The sequence below is a fragment of the Flavobacterium psychraerolatum genome (assembly GCF_025960985.1).
GTDB lineage: Bacteria > Bacteroidota > Bacteroidia > Flavobacteriales > Flavobacteriaceae > Flavobacterium.
Genome location: NZ_JAOQMX010000047.1, coordinates 1 through 24,735 on the forward strand (window position 1 = coordinate 1; position 24,735 = coordinate 24,735).

Genomic DNA, 24,735 nt, shown 5'->3' on the forward strand with positions numbered 1-24,735 from the left:
GTAATATTACAGATGAAATGGTAAATCAATATTTGGAACATCATCGAAGCCCGAATGAAAGTAATAATGATAACTTCATAATTGAAGACTAGCAAGATGCAGACTTTAAGTCTGACAACCAAATCTATGGACTTTAAGTCCATAGTGGTTTAGTTATAAAATCCTTTTATTCTAGTAAATTTGTAAATTATAAACTAGACCTAAGTACAAAACAAGCATGAAAAAATACATACTACTCTTTATGGTGTTTTTCGTTACTCACTTAGTAGCGCAAGAGATTCCACCTAGCGACAAAGACAAACCGCTAAAAGAAAAAATTTATGCCGCCAACAAAAAGAAAGTGATGAACTTCTCCAAAAAACAATTTGATACCTTATTTTTTGAATTTTTCAAAAAGAAAAATAATATTGATAAAATCCTAACCAAGGAGGAGTTCTATAACTACACAATACAAATCTCAATTTATTCCGATCGACTTGCCGCCTTATATCCTGAGGAAAAAGTAATAGCATTAGAAAATAAAAAGAAATGGATGGCAGAGGATTATGAAGATTATTTGAAATTCATCAAAAGTAAAATCAACAACTAAATCTTTTTTAATCTCCAAACATTTTATGCAATAGAGCAATTAAAAACAGTAGGTAATTAAAGGTATAAGCAAATTTTGTATATTTATAAGTTGAAATTAGTAGTATAAGATATTAAAAACCAACATTATGAAGCCAAAACACATTTATCCAGGAGCCCATACTTTGAATGCTTACATAATATTAAAAGGTTGTAGTGCGGCTATAGATTATTATAAAAAAGCCTTTGGTGCAATAGAAAGATTCCGACTGCTCATGCCTGATGGTTCTATAGCACATGCCGAAATCGAAATAGAAGGTTCGTTATTAATGCTCTCCGACGAAAATGAAGATTGGGGAGCTTTAAGTCCAACAACATTAGGAGGAAGTTCAGTTGCTTTAAGTATTTATGTCAAAGATGCTGACAAAGTATTCCAACAAGCCATTGACGCAGGAGCGAAAGAAGTTATGCCTATCAAAGATGAATTTTATGGGGATCGTACGGGGCAAGTTTTAGACCCTTTTGGATACAAATGGATGATCGCAACTCATATCGAGGAAGTTAGTCCAGAAGAAATGCAAAAAAGAATGGAGAAAATGTTTTCAGAAAATTAATCCAATCTAAAACTAACTATAACTTTTGCACGTCCATGATGACTTACAGAAATAGGTTTTCCAGAAGACGCCTCGATAGGCAATCTATTCTCATTTTTGAGATATGAAATGCGGTCTAAAATAATTATTTTTTCGAAATCATTTTTATCTTGGACCGCTACCGTATGTATGATTTTTTCGTTAATGAAACTCCTACCATAAAAGGAGAGATTGAATAATTTGATTACAGATTGGTATTCTCCATGTTCCAAAACCAGCGAACTAACTTTTATTTTAATAGGGTAAAAGCCCTGTTGGTAGTGTATTCGTTGATAAGCTTTGTATACACTTTCTTTAATACTCCACAGTATCCACACCATTTCGTCTGGGTCTGGAGCTGTATGAATCCAATTTTGCTCCAATGTCGTGAACAGTTTATCGAGATAGCCTTTTCGTTTCCAATTGCTTTCTGTTTTGGCCAAAATTAGATCTACAACATCGTTACCAATCATTTTTCGGCTTGTTTAGTTTGGATAATGGCAATAGTATTTTCAATATCGGTCATCTTTTCCATTGATTCATTGTCGATTACAATGTTAAAAATATCTTCTACATCCAAAATAATATCCACCAAGTTAGCCGAATTAATATTCAAATCAGTAATAAAATTGGTTTTATCTGTTAGGTTGGTAAATGCTTCTTCATCATTCACGAAGGGCTTTACAATAGGTTTTAATTTTTCAATAATTTCTTCTCTATTCATTTTTATAATTTTATTTAGCTATTATTTTTTATACTTCTTGAAAACAAGGCATCCATTCACATCTCCAAAACCAAAACTAGCCTTGATAACAATATTTAGTTCTTTTTCGACTCTTTTTTGTGGTATTTTCTCGATGGCTATGCAAGCATTAATTTCAGGATTTAGATCTTCACAATTACCATTCGGAAAAATAAAACCATTGTACAACTGCAAAATGGTTGCAACACTTTCTACACTTCCTGCTGCAGACAAGCAGTGACCTACCATTGATTTTAAAGAATTTATGTATGGGAAATCACTTCCTTTTCTATTCAATGCTTTGCTCCAATTCTTAATTTCTAGGGCATCTTTTGATGTTGCAGTCAAGTGACCGTTGATGTAATCCACCTCATTTGCGTTCACATTTGCATCTGCTAGTGCATCCGCAATACATTTTTGAACTGCAACTGAATTCGGTGCTGTCATCGTACCTTCGCCTCTTTGTCCTCCAGAGTTGATGTTGCCACCTAGGATTTCAGCATAGATGCGAGCGCCACGGGCCAAAGCAGATTCCAACTCTTCAATAACCAATGCTCCTGCGCCACTACTAGGGACAAAACCAGAGGCGGAGGCACTCATGGGACGAGATCCTTTTTCGGGAGACTGATTGTGCTTGAAGGTACAGACTTTCATAGCATCAAATCCACCCCAAATATAAGGTCCAGAATCGCTTGTGCTACCTACAAGCATACGCTTGGCTTTACCTTGTTGAATGCGTTCAAAACCCATCATAATGCTTTCGGTTCCTGTCGTACAGGCAGACGAGTTAGTCGTAACTTGGTTTCCTAATCCCAATTTCCCACCAAGATAGGCCGAAATACCACTATTCATCGTTTGTGCCACGGCTGTACTCCCCAAACGTCTTGTCTGTAAATCATCAATTTTATAAATCGATTCTCTAAATTTTTCTATTCCGCTTGTTCCAGTTCCAAAAATAGTTCCCGAATCCCAATCTGGATTTTCATTATTATCTATGTTTAATCCCGCATCTTTCCAAGCATCAAGACCTGCAATCACACCGTAAAGAATACCAGTTGAGTTGAAATTCCTCAGCTCTAATTCTGAAAAGTACTGTCGCTTTAATTCCTCTGAAATAATAGGAGTCCCCGATATTTGGCAGGAAAACTGCAATCGCTCTAATTCCGCATCGTGCTCGATTCCCGAAACCCCATTTTTTATCGAATTAGTAAACGCATTAAGTCCAACTCCATTGGGAGCAACGATTCCTAAACCCGTAATAACAACTCTTTTTTTCAATTTTAATATTATTTTCGATAACTAACAGTCAAGTCAATTTCAGTTAGAATATAATTTTTTTGATGTAATACATTTTCACTATTTAGTGATACCTCATAAGTATTGAAAATGATTTAATGCTTTGTTTTGTCTCGCTGAGCGAAGTCGAAGCGTATTACTTGTGTTCCTTCTACTTCGCTCAGGCTGACAGAACTATTTTTATGAAAATATGATGATTTTCCATGATATGAATAACTACATTTAAATATTCGAACGACTTATATAGTCTTAAATTAAGATTTATCTTAAACTTGGTCAGAGAGTAAAAACTAAAAGCTTATATGTCTTATATAGTTTAAAAAAAAATATCAAACGATAATCCCCGACAGCGTTCCCATACAAACGACTTCTTTAGCTTCATTAAACATTTTTACTTTGCATTTTAGTTTCCCAAAACGGAAATATATTTTCTCGGAAATGACCGTCACCTTTTCATTTGGATAAACAGGTTTCAAAAATTCAACTTCAGATGAGGTAAAGGCAATATTGGTAATCGTATTCTCTTCGTTGAGGTATATTCCCAAACAAACCAATCCAATTTGTGCCATAGTTTCGATCAAAATAACTCCCGGTGTAACTGGATTATCTTTGAAATGGCCTTTATAAAAATCCAAATTTTCGTCGAAAGTAAAACTGCCTTCAATTCCGCTGTCGTTTACAGAAATAATAGTATCTACAAACAAAAAAGGTTTATTATAAGGTAATTTTGATAGTATATATTGTTTGTTCATCATTTTTATTTAAAGTCCTTTTTTTGGGAGGATTTAGGAGGGCTTTACCATTCTAATAACACACGTTGTGCAGTAAAGCCTGGACCAAAACTGAGCATGACTCCTTTTTCACCGGTTTTGGGTTTTTTCTCCATAATGCGTTCCAAAACATAGAGGACCGTCGAACTCGACATGTTTCCGTATAGGCGTAATACTTCTTTGGTATCATCGATATTTTTTCCTAGTTCAGAAAATAGACCTTCCACTAAGGTAACTATTTTTTTTCCTCCCGGATGAAAAACGAGGTGATCAATATCCCCAATTTCAAGTTGATTTCTCTCCAAAAAAGGATGGATAATGGCGGGAAAATGTATTTCGATAGTATCTGGGACGGCCACATCCAAAATCATTTTTAATCCTTTATTTGTCAATTCAAACCCCATCATTTCTTCATTGTCATAAAAGTGATACATTGATTCGTCTACCACGGTTGGACCATTTTCATCCTCGTATGAGGATAACAATACACAAGCGGCACCATCACCAAAAATGGCTGCACTTACAATATTGGCCATCGAATAATCATCTAGCTGAAAAGTGGCTGTAGGGCTTTCGACAGTAATGACAGCCGCTCGTTTATTAGGATTTGCTTTCAAGAAATTTTTGGCATAAATAATGCCAGAAACGCCGCCAACACATCCCATTTCGGTAACAGGTAAACGAACGATATCTTGCCTTAAACCTAATTTATTAATTAAATATGCATCTAGTGAAGGAATCATAATTCCGGTACAACTAACAGTGATAATAAAATCGAGGGTATCAGGTTTCCAATTGGCTTTGTCTAAAGATTTTTTTAATACTTTTTCGCCCAAAACAATCATTTCACGAGCGTAAATGGTATTTCGCTCTTCAAAAGAATGTAACGAAAAAACTTCTGCTGGATCCATGATCGAATAACGTTTGTCGACATTTGCTCCTTCAAATATTTTTTTTACTTTTCGTTGAAAACGTTCTTCTTGGTTGGCTAACCATACATCTAAGAAAGGTAGAATGTCTGCTGTTTCTCTAGAATAATTGGGTAATTGTGTGGCAACATTTATAATTTTTACGCTCATATTTCAGTTTTAATAATCCATTGATATCTGAAAGCCCACTTCCAATGGATTGTATAGTTTTTTAACTTGTTTTTTTTAGAAAATGCAACTAGCTCTTCCTTTTTGAAGCCTCGTAAAATGGAGACTAATCCATCTTCTCTCGACATATTGTTTAATCCAAAGACAAAGCAGACTAGTTGAAATAGGCGGTAGGCAACACTAGTACGATGTAAATCATTAATCACAATTCCGACCGCAGCTTTGCTTGAAAATAATTGTAATAAATAATTAATTTGATCATTCTTGAAATGATGTAGCGTCAAGGTGCATAAAAGCAAATCATACTGTAATGCTTTGAATTCTTCCTCAAAAATATCAATGCATTGGTAGCTTATATTTGAATACTCTTTTGATAGTGCGATAGCATGATTCACGGTGAAAGCATTAGCATCAATACCAATTAAGTTGAATTCCAACTTATTTTTCGAGCCAAAATGAGCCAAAGCACGCAGCATATCTCCGTTTCCGCAACCTACATCTACAATTGTTAATTTTTGAGTTTTAGAACCAATTAATTGCTTGACTCCTTGTAAAGTTAACTGATTACCACCCAAAAACTGATTGATAGCTGCTATTTTATCCAAGGCATCCCTTAATTCTTCTCCTTCTAGAGAAAAATCATCCATGATTTCTTCTTCTGTAGTTCTATAGGTGGTGTTTAGTAGCATTTATACTGGTTTTCCGTGGGTTTTTTTTATGATAAAAGGTAGTAGAAAAGGAAAGAAAATTAAGCTTTTCATTACTAATTTCGATAAAGAATTATTCAATAATATTTTTGATAAAATGCTGCCGAATTGTATTCTACTTTTAAAGGTTTTGTTCCATGTAGCAACATATTGATTTTCAAACTGTGTTCGGGTTATCTTATTATGTAGATATTTGGTTGCTAACTCACTCGCGATTTTGGCACTGTGAACTGCTATTGCCATTCCGTTTCCACAAAGTGGATGAATCATTCCGGCCGCGTCTCCAATCATAATCATATGATTTTCAATTTTTGGTTTGTCCTCAAATGAAATTTGACTAATAGTCAAAGGTTTTTCAAAGAGCATTTTTCCTTCTTTAAAGACAGAATTTAAGTGGGGGTTTTTCATCATCACTTTTTTTTGAAAATCTATTATATCTTTATATTTTTTGAAAGACGAATACTGTACAAGGTAGCAAATATTTACCTTGTTATTTTCAATTTTTGAAACGCCACAATAGCCTCCGTCAAAATTATGCAACATCACAATATCATCTGGCAATTCCAAATCATAGTGTGCTTTTACCGCCAACCAGGGGGATTTTTTTTGAATAAATTCACGATGCATTTTTAGGTCTAAGTTGGAACGTTTTCCGAAACTACCCAATACAATTTTTGATAAATACAGTCGGTTTTCCTCTGTCCTAAGGGTGAAAATATCGTTCGAAAATGTCACTTTGTTAACATTGGCTTTAATGATATTGCCTCCTAATTCTAATGTTTTTTGATATAAATAATAGTCTAATTTATAACGACTTATACCAAAACCGCCAAGAAGTAAGCTTGATTCAATACTTTTTCCGTCAGTGGTAGAAAGTAGGGTTTTGTCAATTTTTGTTGGTTGTAACGATGTGATGTTTAACCCTAAAGTAAGCCAATAATCCCATATTTCATTCGAAATAAATTCACCGCAAACCTTATGTTTTGGAAAACTGTTTTTCTCAATAATGGTGACAGAAAAACCTTGTTTCAATAAATGAATTGCTGCCGTCAAGCCTGCTAATCCAGCACCAATGATTGTTATTTCTGTTTTATTATTCATTTTGATACATAATAGTAAGGAAAGATAATAAATGCAATTAGAATTGTTCGTTCATCATTTAATAAAGTTTTCTAAATTAATAAAATTTAGTAGAAGAGGATATTAATTTAAGTAAGAAAATAGAAGTAAAAATTCAATTTTAACATGGTAAAATGTTATATTTATATGGTTTTAAGGATGTAAGTAAACATTTACATAACAAATCGTTTTTAAAAAATCAATATTATTTTAAATAAATTGACTATATTTGCACGCAATTCAACTAGAAATTGCACCATGATAGCACACAACACCAAGATTATCGGAGAAGGCTTAACTTACGATGATGTATTATTAGTTCCAAATTACTCCAATGTGCTTCCAAGAGAAGTGAGTATTCAATCAAAATTTTCCCGAAACATTACCCTAAACGTTCCAATTGTATCTGCTGCAATGGATACCGTTACCGAAAGTGCAATGGCAATCGCTATGGCTCAAGAAGGTGGAATAGGAGTTTTACATAAAAACATGACGATCGAGCAACAAGCTGCCAAAGTACGTAAAGTAAAGCGTGCTGAGTCAGGAATGATTATCGATCCAGTTACATTACCAATGACATCGCTTGTAGCTGATGCTAAAGCAGCTATGAAAGAATATGGTATTGGTGGGATTCCAATTGTGGACGAAAACCAAACTTTGAAAGGAATCGTTACTAACCGCGATTTGCGTTTTGAGAAAAACAATGCAAGACCAATCATTGAGGTAATGACCAGTGAGAACTTAATTACGGTTGCCGAAGGAACGTCACTAGAACAAGCTGAAGTGGTCTTGCAAGGACACAAAATTGAAAAATTACCAGTTGTAAGTAAAGACAATAAACTAGTAGGTCTAATCACCTTTAGAGATATCACCAAATTAACTCAAAAACCAATTGCAAACAAAGATGTTTATGGACGTTTGCGCGTTGCAGCTGCAATTGGAGTGACAGGAGATGCAGTTGATAGAGCAGAAGCATTAGTTAATGCAGGTGTAGATGCTATCATCATTGACACTGCTCACGGACATACACAAGGAGTAGTAAACACTTTGAAAGAAGTAAAAACTAAATTCCCTCAAATTGATGTAATAGTTGGAAATATTGCTACTCCAGAAGCAGCTAAATTTTTGGTGGAACATGGCGCTGATGGTGTGAAAGTAGGAATTGGACCTGGTTCAATCTGTACTACTCGTATTGTTGCAGGTGTTGGTTTTCCTCAATTTTCAGCTGTGCTAGAAGTAGCAGCTGCATTAAAAGGAACAGGTGTTCCGGTTATTGCTGATGGAGGAATTCGTTATACAGGAGATATTCCTAAAGCCTTGGCTGCAGGTGCTGACTGTGTGATGTTGGGGTCATTACTAGCAGGTACCAAAGAGTCACCAGGAGAAACAATTATTTTTGAAGGAAGAAAATTTAAATCATACCGAGGTATGGGATCTGTGGAAGCAATGGAAACAGGTTCAAAAGACCGTTACTTTCAAGATGTTGAAGATGATGTAAAAAAATTAGTACCAGAAGGAATTGTAGGTCGTGTACCTTATAAAGGAGAGCTAAATGAAAGTATGTTACAGTTCATTGGCGGTCTACGTGCGGGAATGGGATACTGTGGTTCAAAAGATATTCCTACGTTACAGGAAACAGGACGTTTTGTTCGTATTACTGCAAGTGGTATTAATGAGAGTCATCCACATAATGTTACAATTACCAAAGAAGCTCCAAATTATTCAAGATAATTTATAGTTTTGTTTAAAATATAAAAGCGGTCTAATACAAATTAGACCGCTTTTTTTATGAAGAAATATGCAGTAAATTAGTGAAGAATATCGGCTTCCAATGTACTGTCACCATAAATTTTAATAAAGGCTTTAGTATAATCTTCTTTTGTAGCTAGATTGACGTTGGGTATGAATTTTTGTGGATTAACAGCAAATAAAGGAAACCATGAACTTTCAATTTGTACCTGGATTTTATGTCCTTTTTTAAAGGTATGCATGACGTCTTGCAGTTTAATGCTAACGGTTGTTTTTTCATTTGGAACCAATGCTTCAGGTTTTTCAATCGAATTTCTAAAACGTGCAGGCATGATTTCGCTACGAACCATTTGATGGTAATTGCTGTAAATTACAGTCGGTTTTTCTGGATTTGCTAGCTCATCTTCAGGATAAATATCAATCAGTTTAACAATAAAATCGGCATCTGTACTTGTCGAAGAAACAGTTAATTTGGCCAGTAATTCGCCTCCAAAAGTCAAGTCATCAGTTAAAGCTTCTGTTGTAAATGTAGCAACATCTGGTCGAGTGGTGGCAAAACGTTGGTCTTCGCTCATATAATTTCGAGGCGTAAAACCATTAAAATCTTTTAAGTTCTCAGAACTAATTACAGGTTTGTTTGGATCGCTGTAATATTCGGTAAAATTTTGTGAAGCCGCTTTTTCAAGTGTACCATTCGCTAAATAAAAAGAAATTTTCTGACTGTTTTCTGGTGGATATTTAGAGAATTCTCTCCATTTTTTTGAACCTGTATCAAACATCATAGCTTCTGGAATGCCCGCATCTTTTTTCGTATTGCCTTTTAGATAATGACTGAAGAATTTAGTTTCTATATTTTTTTGGTAGTACGTAGCAATACTGTCTCCAAAATATATATCATTATGATAGGTCTTTCCAGTTTCTCTTCCCCATGCTCCATGTGAAAAGGGCCCCATTACAAGAGTGTTTTTTGCTTTTGGAGATGTTTTTTCAATTGTTTTGTAAATGTTCAAAGGACCAGATAGATCTTCTGCATCAAACCAACCTCCTACAACCAAAACGGCTTGCTTTACATTTTTTAAATGTGGTAATAGGTTTCTTTTTTGCCAAAAGGCATCATAATTTGGGTGATCCATAATTTCTTGCATGAAGAAATTATTTTTGTAAAAGCGGTCTACACCTTCTTTTAGGGTTCCCATGTCGGTATAGAATTTTAAACCATCTTCGGAGTATTTTTTGATCATAGAATTTGTGTACCAAGAAATAGGAGTATTACTCGTCTTTTGAACTCCAAAGACAGGTAATGTACGGAAGTAACCCAGAACAAACCTACCATTATGCAAGAAATCATCATTCCAAAAATTTGATATGGGTGCTTGTGGAGATGAGGCGACCAAGGCTGGATGATGGGATAGAATACCGACAGCTGTATAGAAACCTGGATATGAAGTTCCGTATTGACCTACTTTTCCGTTATTGTTTGCAATGTTCTTTACTAACCAGTCTACCGTGTCGTAGGTATCGGTGCTTTCATCCACGTCTTTTTTTGATTTGTGTTCTACCTGAGGTGTCATGTTGGTAAACATGCCTTCGCTCTTATATCTTCCTCGTACATCTTGTTGTACAAAAATGTAACCATCTTTTAGCATGAATGGATTAGGACCGACACGTGTAGAAAATTTGTCTTCACCATAAGGCGCAATACTATAACAAGTTCGCATCATTACTATAGGATATTTTTTATTCTTCGAAATATCTTTCGGTGTGTAAATTGAGGTAAATAGTTTTACACCATCTCGCATGGAGATATAGATTTCTTTTTTGGTGTAATTGTCTTCTATGGAGGGAATTGTTGGTGCTTTTTGTTCTTGAGCGAAATTAATAATTGAAACAAAAAGCAACATGAAAGTGCTTATTTTTTTCATGGTTTATTATTTTTTAATTAAATTGATTTCTTTTGACGCTATTCTTCACTACTTTCAGTAGGTACTGAATTACAGTTTGTGATTTGATATTTATGTGTAATACGTTGTTGCCAAGTCCTTCTAGATTACCTATCCACAAACATTTTGTCCAATAGTTTTTTATTACCCACAATCCAAACAATGTCATCACGTTCCATGATAATATTTGATTCTGGATTTAGCATACGAACTCCATTTCGTTCGATACCAACAATTAGTCCTTGAGTAAGTTCACGCAGTTTGGAGCGACCAATCGCTTTTCCGATAAACTCCTCATTATCGAGTTCGATTTGGCGCAGTACCACTTCATTATTTGTTTTTTCTGGTATCTCGATTTCATTTTGACGCAAGTATTCAGCAAAAACTTTAACTTGTTCATCTGTTCCGATTACTCCAATTTGGTCACCAGGAAACAAACGCTCCATTTTATTGGGTACTTGGATGGTAATCTCTCCACGGTTTATATACGCAATATTGACACCTAATAGTTCTCTCATTTTGATTTCTCTCAATGTTTTGCCTGCAAGATTAGATTCTTTTGCGATGGTAAAACTCGTCATGTGACCATCCCAAGGAGTTAAGTTAGCATGCTGACGGTTTATTTTTCCACCGTCACCCTCATTTCTATCGTTTAGGTTTTTTAGAAAATGACCTTCAATTTTATGGTATTGGGCATGCAGTTTTTTGGGAAATAAAAAGTAAGTAATCAAAGCCGTAACCAGTGCTATAAAAGCAATTATTGGAGAGAAAAAGATGTTCAACAAAAAACCAATATAGAATACAGCCAGCCCCATACGCAAGAATAAAAGCATCAAGATTGGTCCTTTGTATTTTCGTTCTTTAAATAACGAAGCTACTTCTTTTACAGCAATTTTTCGTAAAGAAAGCGCATATAAAAAAGGCGAAATAATGACCATGGTAATTAAGGCTGCAATTGCATTACCAAATTTAGAATGTTCAACCAATGGTATTACAAACTTAGAGCAAAGTAGAATGATTGAAGTGATAATGATGGTATGTACGACGATATGAATTAGGTGTGTTCTAATTACAACCTGCCAAGTACTTACAGCACGAATGGCTTGAGCATTGGTACTGTATCGGTTTATTTTTTTTGTAATTCTACGGGGTAATTTTTTCTCTAGAAATTCTGAAAAAGGAACCGCGGCTTTAACCATAAAAGGTGTTGTGAAAGTGGTTATTGCCGATACAGCTACCACAATTGGATATAAAAATGAACTGGTTACATGCATAGTCATTCCTAGTGTGGCAATAATAAAAGAGAATTCTCCAATTTGTGCCAAACTCATTCCGGTTTGTACTGATTGTTTTAAGGGTTGTCCCGAAATCAATGCTCCAATTGTAGAACTGATGGATTGTCCAAAAATGGTAATGAAGGTTAGGATTAAAACTGGACCTGCATATTCGTATAAAGTAGTGGGGTCTATCAACATACCAACCGATACAAAAAATACTGCACCAAATAAATCTTTAACAGGCTTAATCAAATGTTCGATATGCTCGGCTTGCGTTGTTTCTGCGATAATTGAACCCATGATAAAGGCACCAAGGGCAGGCGAGAAGCCAACATCGGCCGCTAGGATTACCATCATCAAGCACAATGCTAATGAGATGATTAATAGCATTTCATCTGTCAGTAAATGTTTTGCTTTTTTGAGCAAGGTAGGGATGAAAAATATTCCCGCAACAAACCATGCAGTCAAGAAGAAAACTAGTTTTAGAACTGAAAATATTAATTCACTTCCAGAAAAATTCTGAGTTGCAGCAACAGTAGATAGTAAAACCATCATCAAAATGGCAATAATATCTTGTACAATGAGCGAACCAATTACTATCCCAGCAAATTTTTGTGCTTTAACTCCCAGCTCATCAAAGGTTTTTAAAATAATTGTGGTTGAAGAAATGGAGAGAATAACCCCTAGAAAAATACTATCCATTAATTTCCAACCCATCCATTTCCCGGCCATAAAACCAAAAAGCACCATGGTTATAATTTGCGTGACGGCAGTAATGGAGGCAGTACCACCGACTTTCATCAATTTTTTAAAACTAAATTCGAGACCCAAACTGAATAATAAGATGATAACACCTATATCTGCCCAAACTTCAACGCTCTTAATGTCTTTCACAGAAGGGAAAAAATCAAAATGATTTCCAGCCAAAAATCCTGCGATTAAATATCCTAAAACTAGAGGTTGCTTGAGTTTTTTAAATATTAAAACAGCAATCCCCGCCGTCATCAGGATCAATCCCAAGTCGCTAATCAAGGGTTTTAAATGGCTTGTTGTTTCTACTACGGTTGCTGCGGCGCTCATAAAGGTTTTTTTATATTAAAATGCTCCTGAAAAATTTCGATAAATATACCAAAAGCATTGGTTTTGTGCAATCTATCTCTCAAGATGGAGTGATTTATGGTGAATTCATAAAAAAAGCTATCGGTTAAGATAGCTTTTAAAAATTGAAATCATTTTTATACTATATTCCTAAAAAGTTACTTGGTGTAATTTGTAGTAATTCGGCTTTTATTGCGTCCGAAACTTCCAAGGTACCAATGAACTCATGGATAGAAGCTTTTGTAATTGCTTCGTTGGTTCTTGTTAACCCTTTCAAAGCCTCATACGGATTTGGGTATGCCTCACGGCGTAATATGGTCTGAATCGCTTCAGCAACAACGGCCCAGTTTTTTTCTAAATCTTCATGGAATTTTGATTCGTTCAGTAACAATTTGTTCAAACCTTTCAATGTTGCTTCAAATGAAATAATGGTATGTCCCATAGGAACGCCAATGTTTCTCAAAACTGTACTGTCTGTTAAGTCACGCTGTAAACGAGAGATTGGTAATTTTGCCGAAAGGTGTTCGAAAATTGCATTTGCTATTCCTAAGTTTCCTTCAGAGTTTTCAAAATCTATCGGGTTTACTTTATGTGGCATTGCTGATGATCCAATTTCACCCGCTTTAATTTTTTGTTTGAAATATTCCATTGAAACATACGTCCAAATGTCACGATCCAAGTCAATAACGATATTGTTGATTCTTTTTAAAGCATCAAAAAACGCTGCAAAATGGTCATAATGCTCAATTTGCGTCGTTGGAAACGAGTGGTGCAAACCAAGAGTTTGTTCTACAAATTTGTTTCCAAATTGTTTCCAGTCAATTTGTGGATACGCTACATGGTGTGCATTGTAGTTACCTGTTGCTCCACCAAATTTGGCTGCAAACGGAACATTAAACAACAAACGCATTTGCTCTTCTAGGCGCTCAACAAAAACGGCAATCTCTTTACCCAAGCGAGTAGGCGAAGCTGGTTGTCCGTGTGTACGTGCTAGTAACGGAATGTTTGCCCATTCCATGCTTAATTCTTTCAATTTGGCTACTAATCCAATTAACGAAGGCAAATAAACTTGTTCGAAAGCCTCTTTGGTCGATAACGGAATGGCCGTATTGTTAATATCTTGAGAAGTTAATCCAAAGTGGATGAACTCTTTGTATTCTGATAATCCTAATTTCTCAAATTTATCTTTAATAAAATATTCTACTGCTTTTACATCATGGTTGGTCACTTTTTCAGTATCCTTAATCCATTGTGCATCTGCAGTGGTGAAATTTTTATAAATGTCACGCAAACTATCAAACAAATTAGCATTTACGCCTGTTAATTGTGGTAAAGGCTGCTCGCACAATGCAATAAAATATTCGATTTCGATTAAAACACGGTATCTTATTAAGGCCTCCTCAGAGAAAAAGGGAGCCAAATTTTGAGTCTTACTTCTATATCTTCCGTCAATCGGCGAAATAGCATTCAATTCGTTTAAAGTCGTCATTTTTGAGTGTTTTTTTGAAAAGCACAAATATACTGAGAAGTTAGAAGTTAAAAGTTAGAAAATAGAAGTTTTTTGAAACAATAACCAAATTAAAAAGGCATTTTGGGACAAATAGTCGATTGTTTCATTAATCATTACAGTTCGCAGGTCATTCTACTATGGTGCTGCTTTTATTTTAGACAAAAAATTAGGACTCTGAATTATAATTAATTCAGAGTCCTAATTCTTTATGTAGTCAGCGGTAAAAAAATGTGCTGCTTAGTTTTTAGCAAGCTGTATGTCGGCATGAACGGCTACCTCACTCCATGTTTTGCTTACCCCATCTTTTCCAGTATGCAAGGCTTCACACGCTTTATTAATTGAAGCTATAGCGCCCAAAGCATCCCAGTTTTCTAGGTTCATCACACCGTCAAAGGCATAATTAGTATCGCTATTCATAGTATCTTTCAATGGAATATTAGCTGTTTTTCCGTTCAAGGTTACGTCAATTGAACATGTATTGTCTGCGGCTACTTTAAATTCGCCTGTTATCATATCAGTGTCTTTCATCATTCCAAAAAAGAACTTTAAGATCTTTGGATCTCTTGTACCTGACGCATCATTGGTAAACAAACTACTCACAGGAATACTGAATTTGGTTCCGTTCAATGCTTCAAATGCCGTTTTTCCTTCCTTCGTCTCGGTTAAGGTGATCGTTTTAAATTGTCCTCCAACAGCAACCTTATCAGTTGTTTTGTATGCTGTAAAGCCAACTTTGGTCGAATCATTAATAACTGTAAATGTTCCTGTAGTTGCCGTCACTTCATCGGTTGCTTTTTCTTCTGTTTTTTTAGCATCCTTGCATCCTATGGCCGTGATCAAGATCATTCCAACTGCGATAAGTTTTAAATTTTTCATTGCTGTGTATATTATATTGTTTTTCGTAAAATTAGGTATAAATTGTTAGAACTATCCTGATGTATATTAATAATACGTTGTTAAATCTTATAAAAAAGAATGTTAACGGTTGTTAATTATAATGTTTTTGAATAGTAAAAATCATGAAATTGCTTTCAGTCTTTCTTTTAAAAATTGGACACCCTCGGAAGCACTCATCGTAATCAATTCTAATTTGTTTCTCAAATTCGGAATAGAAGCTGGCTTTGGATCGATATAGAAGAGTAGGCAGTCTTTTTTTGCAAAATCAATCAATCCTGCTGCTGGATATACCTGCATCGATGTACCTATAACCACCACATAATCGGCTTGCTCCACAAGATCAATCGCTTGTTCTAGCGCAGGTACCTCCTCACCGAACCACACAATATGAGGGCGCAATTGGTTTCCTTTTGCATCCAAATCGCCAATAATCAAATCGCCAGTCCAGTCTTGAATTGCAGTTTGGTCAGCAATACTGCGCACCTTGATCAATTCGCCATGCAGGTGCAATACGTTGGTACTACCCGCTCTTTCATGCAAATCATCTACATTTTGAGTCACAATGTTGATCTCAAAATCATCTTCCATCTCGGCTAACGTTAAGTGACCCGAATTTGGTAGCACCTCAAACAACTGTCTGCGCCTTTGGTTATAAAAATCCAGAACCAATTCGGTATTCCTGTGCCAACCTTCAGGCGTAGCCACATCCATCACATTATGACCTTCCCACAGGCCATCGCTATCACGAAAGGTTTTGATTCCGCTCTCTGCACTCATTCCCGCACCCGAAAGGATTACTAATTTCTTTTTCATGTTCAATTTATTTGGGCGTGATATCCGGGCTTTCGACTGTATCTTTTTGGGCAAAAAAAAGCCCAAAAAGGATGCCGTCTCTATCCCGCACGCAATCCCGATTATCATTTTTAGAGTAGACTTCTAGTCAAGAGCAGGAAGCACTCAATTTTTTTTACTAGGCATAAAGCTAGTCTTTTTTACTATTTTTGCAGCAAATAAAATAAATATGATTGATTTAAAGTATCTAGAATTTCTTGAAAACATTTTGACCGACAATCGCAAAGAGCGCTTTTTGAAAGTTTTAGAAAATAGAACCAATCATTTTACGATTGCTGTAGAAGATATTTTTCAGATGCACAATACAAGTGCCGTGATGCGTAGTTGCGAGGTTTTTGGAATTCAAGAACTCAACGTAATCGAGGAACGTTACGGAAAAAGTATTGATAAAGAAATCGCAATGGGTGCGCAAAAGTGGGTTGATATTAACACATTCGATTCGGTAACAAGTTGTCTGGATGCAGTAAAAAGTAAAGGCTATCAAATTATTGCTACCACACCTCATGATAACGATTGTTTGCTAGAGGATTTTGATATTACCAAACCAAGTGCCTTATTTTTCGGAACCGAACGCGACGGATTATCTGAGGAAATCATGCAGCGCGCTGATGGTTTCTTAAAAATCCCGATGGTCGGTTTTACCGAGAGTTTGAATATCTCGGTTTCAGCAGCCATTATCATTCAAAATTTGACCAATAGATTGCGTCAGTCGGATATTGATTGGCATTTGTCTGAAGAAGAAATGTTGGTCAAAAGATTGGCTTGGGCCAAAAGTTCCATCAAAGACATCAAGAGAATAGAAGCGAGATATTTGGAGGAAAATCCATCCTAGAGAATCCTGTTCGTGATCTGAAATGCTATTTTGCGTGAGGGATAGAAGCGGAAATCCTTTTATGGTATAAAGCGATAGCGGTATAGCATAAAAGATTGAAGCGTATAGCCCGACCCGCTTTTTTTGCGGGTCACGCCCAAAATAACCAATCCAAAATATAATAAAAGGCCATAATGCTAGAATTATCCCGTTAGGTAAAATTAATCAGATACACCAAAAGATGGAGGTTCTAATGTACTACAAAGTTTTTTAGAAGCTAAACAGCAATCATTCTTATCCCCAAACTTTTGGGACAGAATTAGAAGACCTTGTTTATCATTCATTTCTACAAGCTCAATTTGACAAATGAGTACATTAACTTTTAAATTAATTTTACCTAATGGGGTTTAAATACAATTCTTTTACTGTGGCATATAATTAGGATACTTGTTTTATGCTTTTATCTTCTTTTGATAAACAAATAAAGCCCTAGTAAACTTACTGTTAGTACTCCCAAAGCGGCTAACGCCATAACTAAGTCACGAATGTTTTTTCCTGCCCAATCCATAAACAAAAATTTATGAAGTATAGCAAAACTATAGCCTTCAATTCGGTCGCCATTAGTTACAAAAGCGGCCAATCTTGATGTTGAGGGTTCAATGTATAGCACTGTTTTATCTGCTGTATCATAACTTAATTTAATCACGGGTAAGCGTTTGTATACAAAACCATATTCGCGATTATCAAAATCATAAAGGTTTTTTGTCTCTATTAATTTTGCGTTTTTGATGCAAGATGTTGTGCTTGTAACATCGCAACAATCAGCAGGATTTTCTCCGGTTCCAGCAGACCTCATTTTGGCAAATTTCTCTGCCAAGAAAACAGCATAATCTTTTTCAATTGTTTTGTCCTCAATTCCGGTCTGGCAATTGATATACTTATTGTGTACTTCGCCTTCTTCATTTGGCAACAATCGCACTTGCAAGTAGGTTTTATTTTGAAACTGAATCAAAGAATAATTTTCCCAATCGGCTTCTGGTTTTGCAAAGGTGCTTAAGGCCAAAAGATCAGTGGTTTTGTAATCGGGAGCATAAATCATTTTGTCCAATGTGTAAGGCTCTAGTTTTTTTGTAGCATGAAAAGCTCCGCTAAATACAAAAGTTAAGGTTACAAACGAAACTGCTATACCTATTTTTCGATGGTGTTTTCTAAATTTACTTCGATCGTCTGTAACGGGAGATTTTTTGAAAACTTTCCAAAAGAAACCGTAAATAACAATACCACTTACTGCTGAAAACCCAATGATTCCGAGCAACAATAACATGACTGTAATTTGTAAAGTCTTGTTGGTAATGCTTTCTAGAAAGTTCCAATTATGAAAAGTGTCAAACACCCAAATTTGAAATTGTCTTGACCTAGGATTGTAGGTTGCCAATTTGCTAGATGTAGTTTCGACATAAACATCCATGTCATCCTTACGATCAAAATTGATTTTCCAAACCGGTAAGTAGCGGTTGATATATTTATATTGTCCATCAAATTCTGTTAGAACAGTACTACTTACAATCGCACTTTTTTGATCCTCCAAGAAATAGCGAGATAGCCATTCAGCATACAATTGATCGCCATTTTTTAATTCGGTTCCAGTAATGGTATTGAAATAAAGAACTTCACCGTCTTTAGTAGTCTTGATTTGATGAAAAGTTGCGGCATCGAAAGTAACCAAACGGAAATTCTTAATACGTTCAATTTTATTCTTTTCCAAAATAGAATAGAGAGAAACCTTGATTTGAGTGGTGTCTATAGCTTTGGATTCCAGTTTTTCGTGTCCAATATTTGGTCTAAACCAGTGTGCCATTACGGGGTGCATCAATCCTGATAGACACCAAAAAATCACTGGGATGATCGTTATGATTCCTAGCGTTCTATGGTATTTGTAGAGGTTTTGTTTAAGTTTTTTAACCCGTTTTTTATTTTTCGACTTTGTCATTTTTTTATTTTTTTAAAGAAAGGTTGTATTGTATTCCCACCAAAAAAGTACGAGGTGCTGCTGCTGTATAACTTGGTTGTGAACTCGTCAAGTTACCTCTGCTTACGGTATATGCATATAATTTGTTTGTAAAATTCATTACGTTGCTGTAGACTTCAATACGCTTAAATTTATATCCTACACGACCATTAAACAAATTGTAACCTGCATATTTTACGGTATTTACTTGATCTTGATAGTAGCTGCTAATTAATTGCCACTCTACTGAAGCTCTGAAATTAGGAAGCCAATTGGGGTAATAACTCACCTCTGAGTTTCCAGCCCAGCGTGGTGCTTGTGGCATTTCAAAACCACTTAAATTTTGTAAAACATCAGTTGATTTGTCCGAAACTTTAAAATCAATATACTTATGCTTTGCTACAGTTCCACCTATGCGAATGTTCCATTGTTTGGTAGGTTTATAGTTGAAACCAAACTCAATTCCTTTGTGGCTTGTTTTTCCAGCAGAGCGGTAATCAGTAGAATTATCCTCTAGTTTAATGCTTAAAAGTTCATTTGAACCTTCCATGTAATAAATGGCATAATCGAAATTCAATTTATTTTCGAATAAAGAAACCCAACCCCCAAATTCAAAGTTCTCAAAAGTTGCTGGTTTTAAGTTATAGTAGAACTCCGCTGGTATTCCTGTATTTCCGCCTGTTCCAGTTCTTGCTGTAAAAATAGAAGTGATACCTGGAGGTGCAAATCCCTGAGAATAATTACCATAGAAACCGGCTTCTTGAAACGGATTAAAATTTGTTCCCGCTCTAAACGTGAATTTATCATAGGTTTTGCTACCCGAAGAGTTGTCCAGGGCATTGTCATATTTTAATTTCATGGCATCATATCGTCCACCTACTGTAACAATAAATTTTTCAATAGGGGTAAAAGTGATTTGTTTAAAAATGGCTGTGTTGTAAATATCGGCAGTGTAGTTGGCTAACTTTGTTTCAGGATGTTCCGCGATAATTTCATATTTTTTTACCGTTTGTTTGCCAATTTCGCCAGGATTAAGAGTAGCTTTGAGATCTAGCAGGTACGACCAATAGGTTACAGGAGAGAAGTCGAAAGAGGTTCCACTGACCATAGTTGTTTTCCAAAACTTAAATTTTTGAGTATGTTGGCCTATCGCGCCGTAACTTTTAAAGTTGTTAGAATTCACTTCGCCGGTTGCAGTAGTGGGATTATTTACAGGATTCCAACGGATACTATAGGAAGGGTTTTGTCCTAATTTATTATCTCTATGGTACACGGTAAGGTAGGAGCTAGCATTTAAATTCCATTCATGTTCGAGTGTTAATCTGGTACGCAAAGCTTCCGATTTTCTGTAGGTAAAATCAGAAGTGCTAGTATAAGTCCTATTGTTAAAGTCATTTTCGTTCACACTTCCACTCATATCCGAAAAGTAATTCCCAACCATCGTATTACTTATTAGGCGGGTATTGTCATTAATCTGATAATCTACTCTAACATTCAAATTGTCTTTTTTGTAATCCGATTGTGCCATCCATGAATTTTCTTGAAGACTAGAGATACCAGCCACATGAAAACCTATTTTTCCTACTGTGGCACCACCTGCAGCTTGAATTCTTTTATATCCCCATTGGTCTGCTTGTATGCCAAACTTGAATTCTGGGTAGAAGGATGGTTTTTGTGAAATTAAATTGATAGTTCCTCCAATTGCCTCAGGACCGTAAAGTGATGATACAGGACCTTTTACTATTTCAATAGATTGTAGATTAAATTGGTTAATTTCCAACAAGGCATTATGATTGAAAATACCTAGAGGTCGAATAGGCAATCCATCTTCAAGGTATAAATAATAACTAGAGTAGGATATAGGCTGACGAATAGACATAGCATGTTGTTCGTTTCCTAAATTCACCATGACTACGCCAGGGGTTTTGTTGGCAATTTCGTATAGTGCAGATGCTTTTGTTTCGTCAATGATTTTAGCAGTAATTTTACTAATAGCGACAGGTGTTTCCTTTCGTAAAGTTTTTGTTCTGTTTGCTGTTATGAATACATTATCTAATTCATTTTCAGTAGTGTCTTGTGCTTTTTTATTTTGAGCATAGACTAATTGTCCCACTAACAGTAGGATAACGAGTATTTTTTTCATTAGAGTGCTAATAAATTATAATGTAAGTAGTTGCTCTTGGTGAAAACCAAAAGTGCTTTGTTCTGTAATCCATACAGAAATAATATCATTATAATTTAAACGAGCGGAGGACGGAAAATATCTGCTATAACCATTTTTGGCTTTGCATATAAATGAGTAAAATTATCCGTTTTTGAAGATGGAATAGTAGTAGTATAAATTCTGAATTCGAAAGGAATATTTGTGTAAACCAATTCTGATTTTTCTTTCAGATTGGAGGTATTCATTCTCTTTTCGTTGTCATCGTATTTTTTTAAATTTTTTTGTAATTCACAACGACCGTTACAGCTATTATTTATATTAGCTCTTTGAACACAAATGGTTTTAGCAATTTGGTCTTGTGCCAATTTAAATTGCGTATATATCACGATACTTCCCAAAGAAGGAAGTAAAAGCATTAGTGATAATAAAGTCGCAAAAAAAAGTTTCAAGACTATGTTTTTAAATTTCTGCAAATATAGATGAATATTGTAGTATGGATTGATTTTTAAAATAATTTAATAAGTAAGAACAGAATGAAGCACTATTTTAGAAATTGTGTACTGATAAAAGATAATAGTTCAAACAAAAAAAAGCTCCATTTACAATCTGTAAATGGAGCTTTTAAAAAAATAGGTAGTATTTTAATTATTTATGTCTTAGGATATATAATTATTTTAAATCAAAACGATCAGCATTCATCACTTTGGTCCATGCTTTAACAAAATCAGCTACAAAGCGTTCTTTGCTATCATCTTGTGCGTATACTTCTGAGTACGAACGTAATATAGAATTCGATCCGAATACTAAATCCATACGTGTGGCAGTCCATTTTACAACCCCAGTTCTGCGGTCACAAATATCATAAAGTCCTTTTGAAGTTGGTTTCCAAGTGTTCCCCATGTCTGTAAGGTTAACAAAGAAATCGTTTGTCAAAGCGCCAATAGTATTGGTAAATACACCATGCTTAGTGTTACCGTAGTTAGTACCTAACATTCTCATTCCACCAACCAATACAGTCATTTCAGGTGCTGTTAAACCCATTAATTGTGTACGGTCTAGCAGTAGTTCTTCTACACTTACCACATAATCTTTTTTGCTGTAGTTACGGTATCCGTCTGCTAGAGGCTCCAAAGGTTCAAATGATTCAGCATCTGTCATCTCTGCAGTAGCATCACCACGTCCTGGAGAAAAAGGAACGGTAATATCTTGACCAGCCGCTTTTGCTGCTTGCTCAATACCTAGGTTACCAGCCAATACAATCGTGTCGGCGATACTAATATTAAATTCGGCTGCAATAGGCTCTAGTACAGATAGTACATGTGCCAAACGTTGCGGCTCATTTCCTTCCCAATCTTTTTGAGGCGCTAACCGAATGCGGGCACCGTTGGCTCCACCACGCATGTCAGATCCACGATAGGTACGTGCACTATCCCAAGCAGTATTTACCATCTCCGGAATTGACAATCCTGAAGCTGCAATTTTTGCTTTTACGGCTGCAACATCGTAATCTGCTTTTCCTGCCGGAATTGGATCTTGCCAAATTAAATCTTCTTCAGGAACTTCAGTTCCAAAATAGTTTACTTTTGGCCCCATATCTCTATGTGTCAATTTGAACCAAGCACGGGCAAACGTTTCAGAGAAGTACTCTTGATCGTTCATGAATTTCAACGAAATCTCCTTGTAAATAGGGTCTACTTTCATAGCCATATCAGCATCAGTCATCATTGGGTTGTGGCGAATACTTGGATCTTCTACATCAACAGGACGGTCTTCATCTTTGATGCTCACTGGTTCCCATTGCCAAGCTCCCGCAGGGCTTTTGCGTGGTTCCCATTCGTGATTGAATAACATTTCAAAAAAGCCACCATCCCATTTTGTTGGGTGTGTTGTCCAAGCACCTTCTAGTCCGCTGGTTACCGTGTAGCGTCCTTTTCCTGTGTTATTAGGATTCTTCCATCCAAGTCCTTGTTCTTCAACATCAGCACTTTCTGGATCTGGTCCAAGTACGCTTGCGTCTCCGTTTCCGTGTGTTTTACCTACGGTATGTCCACCTGCAGTAAGTGCCACCGTTTCTTCGTCATTCATCGCCATACGAGCAAATGTTTCACGAATGTGCGCAGCTGTTTTCATTGGGTCTTGTTTTCCGTTAACCCCTTCTGGATTTACGTAAATCAATCCCATTTGTACCGCTGCCAATGGGTTTTCCATGGTAGATGGTTTTTCCACATCGCTGTAACGCTCATCACTTGGTGCCAACCATTCTTTTTCAGCTCCCCAGTATGTATCTGTTTCGGGGCTCCAAATGTCTTTACGTCCAAACGCAAATCCAAAGGTTTTCAATCCCATACTTTCATAAGCAATTGTTCCTGCCAAAACTAGCAAATCGGCCCAGCTCACTTTATTTCCATATTTCTTTTTAATCGGCCATAACAAACGTCTAGCTTTATCTAAGCTTACATTATCAGGCCAAGAATTTAGAGGTGCAAAACGTTGGTTTCCTGCACCACCACCACCACGACCATCGGTGATACGGTATGATCCTGCAGAGTGCCAAGACAAACGAATCATTAATCCACCATAGTGCCCCCAATCTGCTGGCCACCAATCTTGGCTGTTTGTCATCAAATCATTCATGTCTTTTTTCAAAGCAGGAATATCCAATTTTTTTAGCTCTTCATGGTAATCAAAATCATGACCTAACGGATTTGTCTTTGTATCATGTTGACTCAATATATCAAGATTGAGGGCGTTTGGCCACCAAGACATTACATTATTACTTGAAGCTGTATTTCCGCCGTGCATTACAGGACATTTACCAGCAGAGGCATCGTGATTCCCTTCAACAATAGTTGGAGCGTCATTTTCTGGAAGTTGTCCATGATTCACGGGGCATTTACCTTGATCTGCATTGTTATTATTTTCCATATGTAAAATTTTATATATTTTGTGTTTGTTTTTATTTTCTCAAAAATAAGGTTATTGTCTCTTATTAATCGCTGAAAATAATCTTCATATTTTATTATCGTATAGTTAAAAACTATTATTAATTATAAATTATAGTTTATTACTATTATTTGTTTTTCTGTTTCATATAAGTGATGTGACAATTGTTAGATCAATTGTTTTATTCATGAAATGGCTTGCTGTAATAAATTTTAGACTTCATTGTATCATGAGCTAACTTTATGCGTTAAGGAAATTAATGGATTATAAATTTATTTAATAGGTTGGAAATAACTATCTAAAAGGCGTTGATGCCGCTTTTATAATTATAAATACAGAACAAACAATACTGTTAAACTTCTTAAAGTTAATTAAAATAGTTGGATTGGAATTCACTTAACAAAGATTTACCATTGTCTTAATGAAGATGTTTGCTATTTATTTGAATTGAAAGTGATACTGATAATTCAATTGCAACAGATGAACGCAATCTTGACGAAATAAATTTGATAATGACAAGGAAGTAATTTAATGTAGATCTTCAAAATTTATTATC

General features: G+C 35.6%; 20 protein-coding genes and 1 pseudogene. 5 read left to right on the forward strand and 16 right to left on the reverse strand.

Annotated features, from left to right (window positions below):
* From M2326_RS17635 to M2326_RS14805, 3 genes and pseudogenes are all read left to right on the forward strand, one after another.
* A pseudogene (locus M2326_RS17635) lies at positions 1-92 on the forward strand (IS200/IS605 family transposase); the annotation flags it as partial.
* A gap of 125 nt (positions 93-217) precedes the next feature.
* Entirely contained in the window at positions 218-589 is a 372-nt protein-coding gene (locus tag M2326_RS14800; RefSeq protein ID WP_264620321.1) for a hypothetical protein, read from the forward strand.
* Positions 590-716: 127 nt separating this feature from the next.
* Positions 717-1,181, forward strand: coding sequence for a VOC family protein (locus tag M2326_RS14805; RefSeq protein ID WP_264620322.1), 465 nt, complete (start codon positions 717-719; stop codon positions 1,179-1,181).
* On the opposite strand, the gene M2326_RS14810 is transcribed toward M2326_RS14805, so the two are convergent.
* The 7 genes from M2326_RS14810 to M2326_RS14840 all read right to left on the reverse strand — a co-directional run bounded on the left by M2326_RS14810 (position 1,178) and on the right by M2326_RS14840 (position 6,912).
* The gene (locus M2326_RS14810; protein ID WP_264620323.1) at positions 1,178-1,672 is read right to left on the reverse strand and encodes a 4'-phosphopantetheinyl transferase family protein; all 495 of its coding nucleotides are present in this window, start codon (positions 1,670-1,672) and stop codon (positions 1,178-1,180) included. The two genes, M2326_RS14805 and M2326_RS14810, sit on opposite strands and share 4 nt — an antisense overlap.
* Positions 1,669-1,923, reverse strand: coding sequence for an acyl carrier protein (locus tag M2326_RS14815; protein WP_264620324.1), 255 nt, complete (start codon positions 1,921-1,923; stop codon positions 1,669-1,671). Before M2326_RS14815 ends, M2326_RS14810 begins: the two co-directional genes overlap by 4 nt.
* Positions 1,924-1,944: 21 nt before the next feature.
* The gene (locus M2326_RS14820) at positions 1,945-3,219 is read right to left on the reverse strand and encodes a beta-ketoacyl-[acyl-carrier-protein] synthase family protein (RefSeq protein ID WP_264620325.1); all 1,275 of its coding nucleotides are present in this window, start codon (positions 3,217-3,219) and stop codon (positions 1,945-1,947) included.
* A 347-nt stretch (positions 3,220-3,566) separates the two neighbouring features.
* Entirely contained in the window at positions 3,567-3,989 is a 423-nt protein-coding gene (locus M2326_RS14825; RefSeq protein WP_264620342.1) for a 3-hydroxyacyl-ACP dehydratase FabZ family protein, read from the reverse strand.
* A 44-nt stretch (positions 3,990-4,033) separates the two neighbouring features.
* Positions 4,034-5,086 (reverse strand): type III polyketide synthase, encoded by a 1,053-nt coding sequence (locus M2326_RS14830; protein ID WP_264620326.1) that lies wholly within the window; start codon positions 5,084-5,086, stop codon positions 4,034-4,036.
* Positions 5,083-5,793 carry a methyltransferase domain-containing protein gene (locus M2326_RS14835; protein WP_264620327.1) on the reverse strand — a complete coding sequence of 237 codons (711 nt, stop codon included), beginning with the start codon at positions 5,791-5,793 and terminating at the stop codon, positions 5,083-5,085. The genes M2326_RS14830 and M2326_RS14835 overlap by 4 nt, the downstream gene beginning before the upstream one ends.
* Complete coding sequence (locus tag M2326_RS14840; RefSeq protein WP_264620328.1) at positions 5,794-6,912, reverse strand: NAD(P)/FAD-dependent oxidoreductase; 1,119 nt, start codon at positions 6,910-6,912, stop codon at positions 5,794-5,796.
* A gap of 276 nt (positions 6,913-7,188) precedes the next feature.
* Here M2326_RS14840 and guaB point away from each other — a divergent pair, with 276 nt between their 5' ends.
* On the forward strand, positions 7,189-8,661 hold the full coding sequence (gene guaB / locus M2326_RS14845) for an IMP dehydrogenase (RefSeq protein ID WP_264620329.1): 1,473 nt from the start codon (positions 7,189-7,191) through the stop codon (positions 8,659-8,661).
* 77 nt (positions 8,662-8,738) lie between these two features.
* Here the strand turns inward: guaB and M2326_RS14850 are convergent, their stop codons facing one another.
* The 5 genes from M2326_RS14850 to M2326_RS14870 all read right to left on the reverse strand — a co-directional run bounded on the left by M2326_RS14850 (position 8,739) and on the right by M2326_RS14870 (position 16,214).
* Entirely contained in the window at positions 8,739-10,601 is a 1,863-nt protein-coding gene (locus M2326_RS14850; protein WP_264620330.1) for a CocE/NonD family hydrolase, read from the reverse strand.
* Between the two features lie 125 nt (positions 10,602-10,726).
* A complete protein-coding gene (locus M2326_RS14855) occupies positions 10,727-12,976 on the reverse strand; it encodes a cation:proton antiporter (RefSeq protein WP_264620331.1) in 2,250 nt (749 codons plus the stop codon).
* 160 nt (positions 12,977-13,136) lie between these two features.
* Positions 13,137-14,483, reverse strand: coding sequence for an adenylosuccinate lyase (gene purB / locus M2326_RS14860; RefSeq protein ID WP_108740673.1), 1,347 nt, complete (start codon positions 14,481-14,483; stop codon positions 13,137-13,139).
* A gap of 258 nt (positions 14,484-14,741) precedes the next feature.
* Positions 14,742-15,380: a hypothetical protein gene (locus tag M2326_RS14865; RefSeq protein WP_264620332.1), complete on the reverse strand. Its 639-nt coding sequence runs from the start codon at positions 15,378-15,380 to the stop codon at positions 14,742-14,744.
* Between the two features lie 141 nt (positions 15,381-15,521).
* Positions 15,522-16,214 carry an SIR2 family NAD-dependent protein deacylase gene (locus M2326_RS14870; protein ID WP_264620343.1) on the reverse strand — a complete coding sequence of 231 codons (693 nt, stop codon included), beginning with the start codon at positions 16,212-16,214 and terminating at the stop codon, positions 15,522-15,524.
* 208 nt (positions 16,215-16,422) lie between these two features.
* Here M2326_RS14870 and M2326_RS14875 point away from each other — a divergent pair, with 208 nt between their 5' ends.
* The gene (locus tag M2326_RS14875) at positions 16,423-17,085 is read left to right on the forward strand and encodes a TrmH family RNA methyltransferase (protein WP_264620333.1); all 663 of its coding nucleotides are present in this window, start codon (positions 16,423-16,425) and stop codon (positions 17,083-17,085) included.
* A gap of 439 nt (positions 17,086-17,524) precedes the next feature.
* Here the strand turns inward: M2326_RS14875 and M2326_RS14880 are convergent, their stop codons facing one another.
* The 4 genes from M2326_RS14880 to katG all read right to left on the reverse strand — a co-directional run bounded on the left by M2326_RS14880 (position 17,525) and on the right by katG (position 24,161).
* Positions 17,525-19,054, reverse strand: a complete 1,530-nt coding sequence (locus M2326_RS14880) for a PepSY domain-containing protein (protein WP_264620334.1) — start codon at positions 19,052-19,054, stop codon at positions 17,525-17,527.
* A 4-nt stretch (positions 19,055-19,058) separates the two neighbouring features.
* On the reverse strand, positions 19,059-21,215 hold the full coding sequence (locus M2326_RS14885) for a TonB-dependent receptor (RefSeq protein ID WP_264620335.1): 2,157 nt from the start codon (positions 21,213-21,215) through the stop codon (positions 19,059-19,061).
* Positions 21,216-21,310: 95 nt separating this feature from the next.
* Positions 21,311-21,685, reverse strand: coding sequence for a hypothetical protein (locus M2326_RS14890; protein ID WP_264620336.1), 375 nt, complete (start codon positions 21,683-21,685; stop codon positions 21,311-21,313).
* Between the two features lie 220 nt (positions 21,686-21,905).
* Positions 21,906-24,161: a catalase/peroxidase HPI gene (katG, locus tag M2326_RS14895; RefSeq protein WP_264620337.1), complete on the reverse strand. Its 2,256-nt coding sequence runs from the start codon at positions 24,159-24,161 to the stop codon at positions 21,906-21,908.
* Positions 24,162-24,735 lie beyond the last annotated feature (574 nt).

Bases quoted from the DNA above. Each gene is read 5' to 3' on its own strand.
- M2326_RS14800 (WP_264620321.1), top strand. From the start codon at position 218: ATGAAAAAATACATACTACTCTTTATGGTGTTTTTCGTTACTCACTTA.
- M2326_RS14805 (WP_264620322.1), top strand. From the start codon at position 717: ATGAAGCCAAAACACATTTATCCAGGAGCCCATACTTTGAATGCTTAC.
- M2326_RS14810 (WP_264620323.1), bottom strand. From the start codon at position 1,672: ATGATTGGTAACGATGTTGTAGATCTAATTTTGGCCAAAACAGAAAGC.
- M2326_RS14815 (WP_264620324.1), bottom strand. From the start codon at position 1,923: ATGAATAGAGAAGAAATTATTGAAAAATTAAAACCTATTGTAAAGCCC.
- M2326_RS14825 (WP_264620342.1), bottom strand. From the start codon at position 3,989: ATGAACAAACAATATATACTATCAAAATTACCTTATAATAAACCTTTT.
- M2326_RS14830 (WP_264620326.1), bottom strand. From the start codon at position 5,086: ATGAGCGTAAAAATTATAAATGTTGCCACACAATTACCCAATTATTCT.
- M2326_RS14835 (WP_264620327.1), bottom strand. From the start codon at position 5,793: ATGCTACTAAACACCACCTATAGAACTACAGAAGAAGAAATCATGGAT.
- M2326_RS14840 (WP_264620328.1), bottom strand. From the start codon at position 6,912: ATGAATAATAAAACAGAAATAACAATCATTGGTGCTGGATTAGCAGGC.
- guaB (WP_264620329.1), top strand. From the start codon at position 7,189: ATGATAGCACACAACACCAAGATTATCGGAGAAGGCTTAACTTACGAT.
- M2326_RS14850 (WP_264620330.1), bottom strand. From the start codon at position 10,601: ATGAAAAAAATAAGCACTTTCATGTTGCTTTTTGTTTCAATTATTAAT.
- M2326_RS14855 (WP_264620331.1), bottom strand. From the start codon at position 12,976: ATGAGCGCCGCAGCAACCGTAGTAGAAACAACAAGCCATTTAAAACCC.
- purB (WP_108740673.1), bottom strand. From the start codon at position 14,483: ATGACGACTTTAAACGAATTGAATGCTATTTCGCCGATTGACGGAAGA.
- M2326_RS14865 (WP_264620332.1), bottom strand. From the start codon at position 15,380: ATGAAAAATTTAAAACTTATCGCAGTTGGAATGATCTTGATCACGGCC.
- M2326_RS14870 (WP_264620343.1), bottom strand. From the start codon at position 16,214: ATGAAAAAGAAATTAGTAATCCTTTCGGGTGCGGGAATGAGTGCAGAG.
- M2326_RS14875 (WP_264620333.1), top strand. From the start codon at position 16,423: ATGATTGATTTAAAGTATCTAGAATTTCTTGAAAACATTTTGACCGAC.
- M2326_RS14880 (WP_264620334.1), bottom strand. From the start codon at position 19,054: ATGACAAAGTCGAAAAATAAAAAACGGGTTAAAAAACTTAAACAAAAC.
- M2326_RS14885 (WP_264620335.1), bottom strand. From the start codon at position 21,215: ATGAAAAAAATACTCGTTATCCTACTGTTAGTGGGACAATTAGTCTAT.
- katG (WP_264620337.1), bottom strand. From the start codon at position 24,161: ATGGAAAATAATAACAATGCAGATCAAGGTAAATGCCCCGTGAATCAT.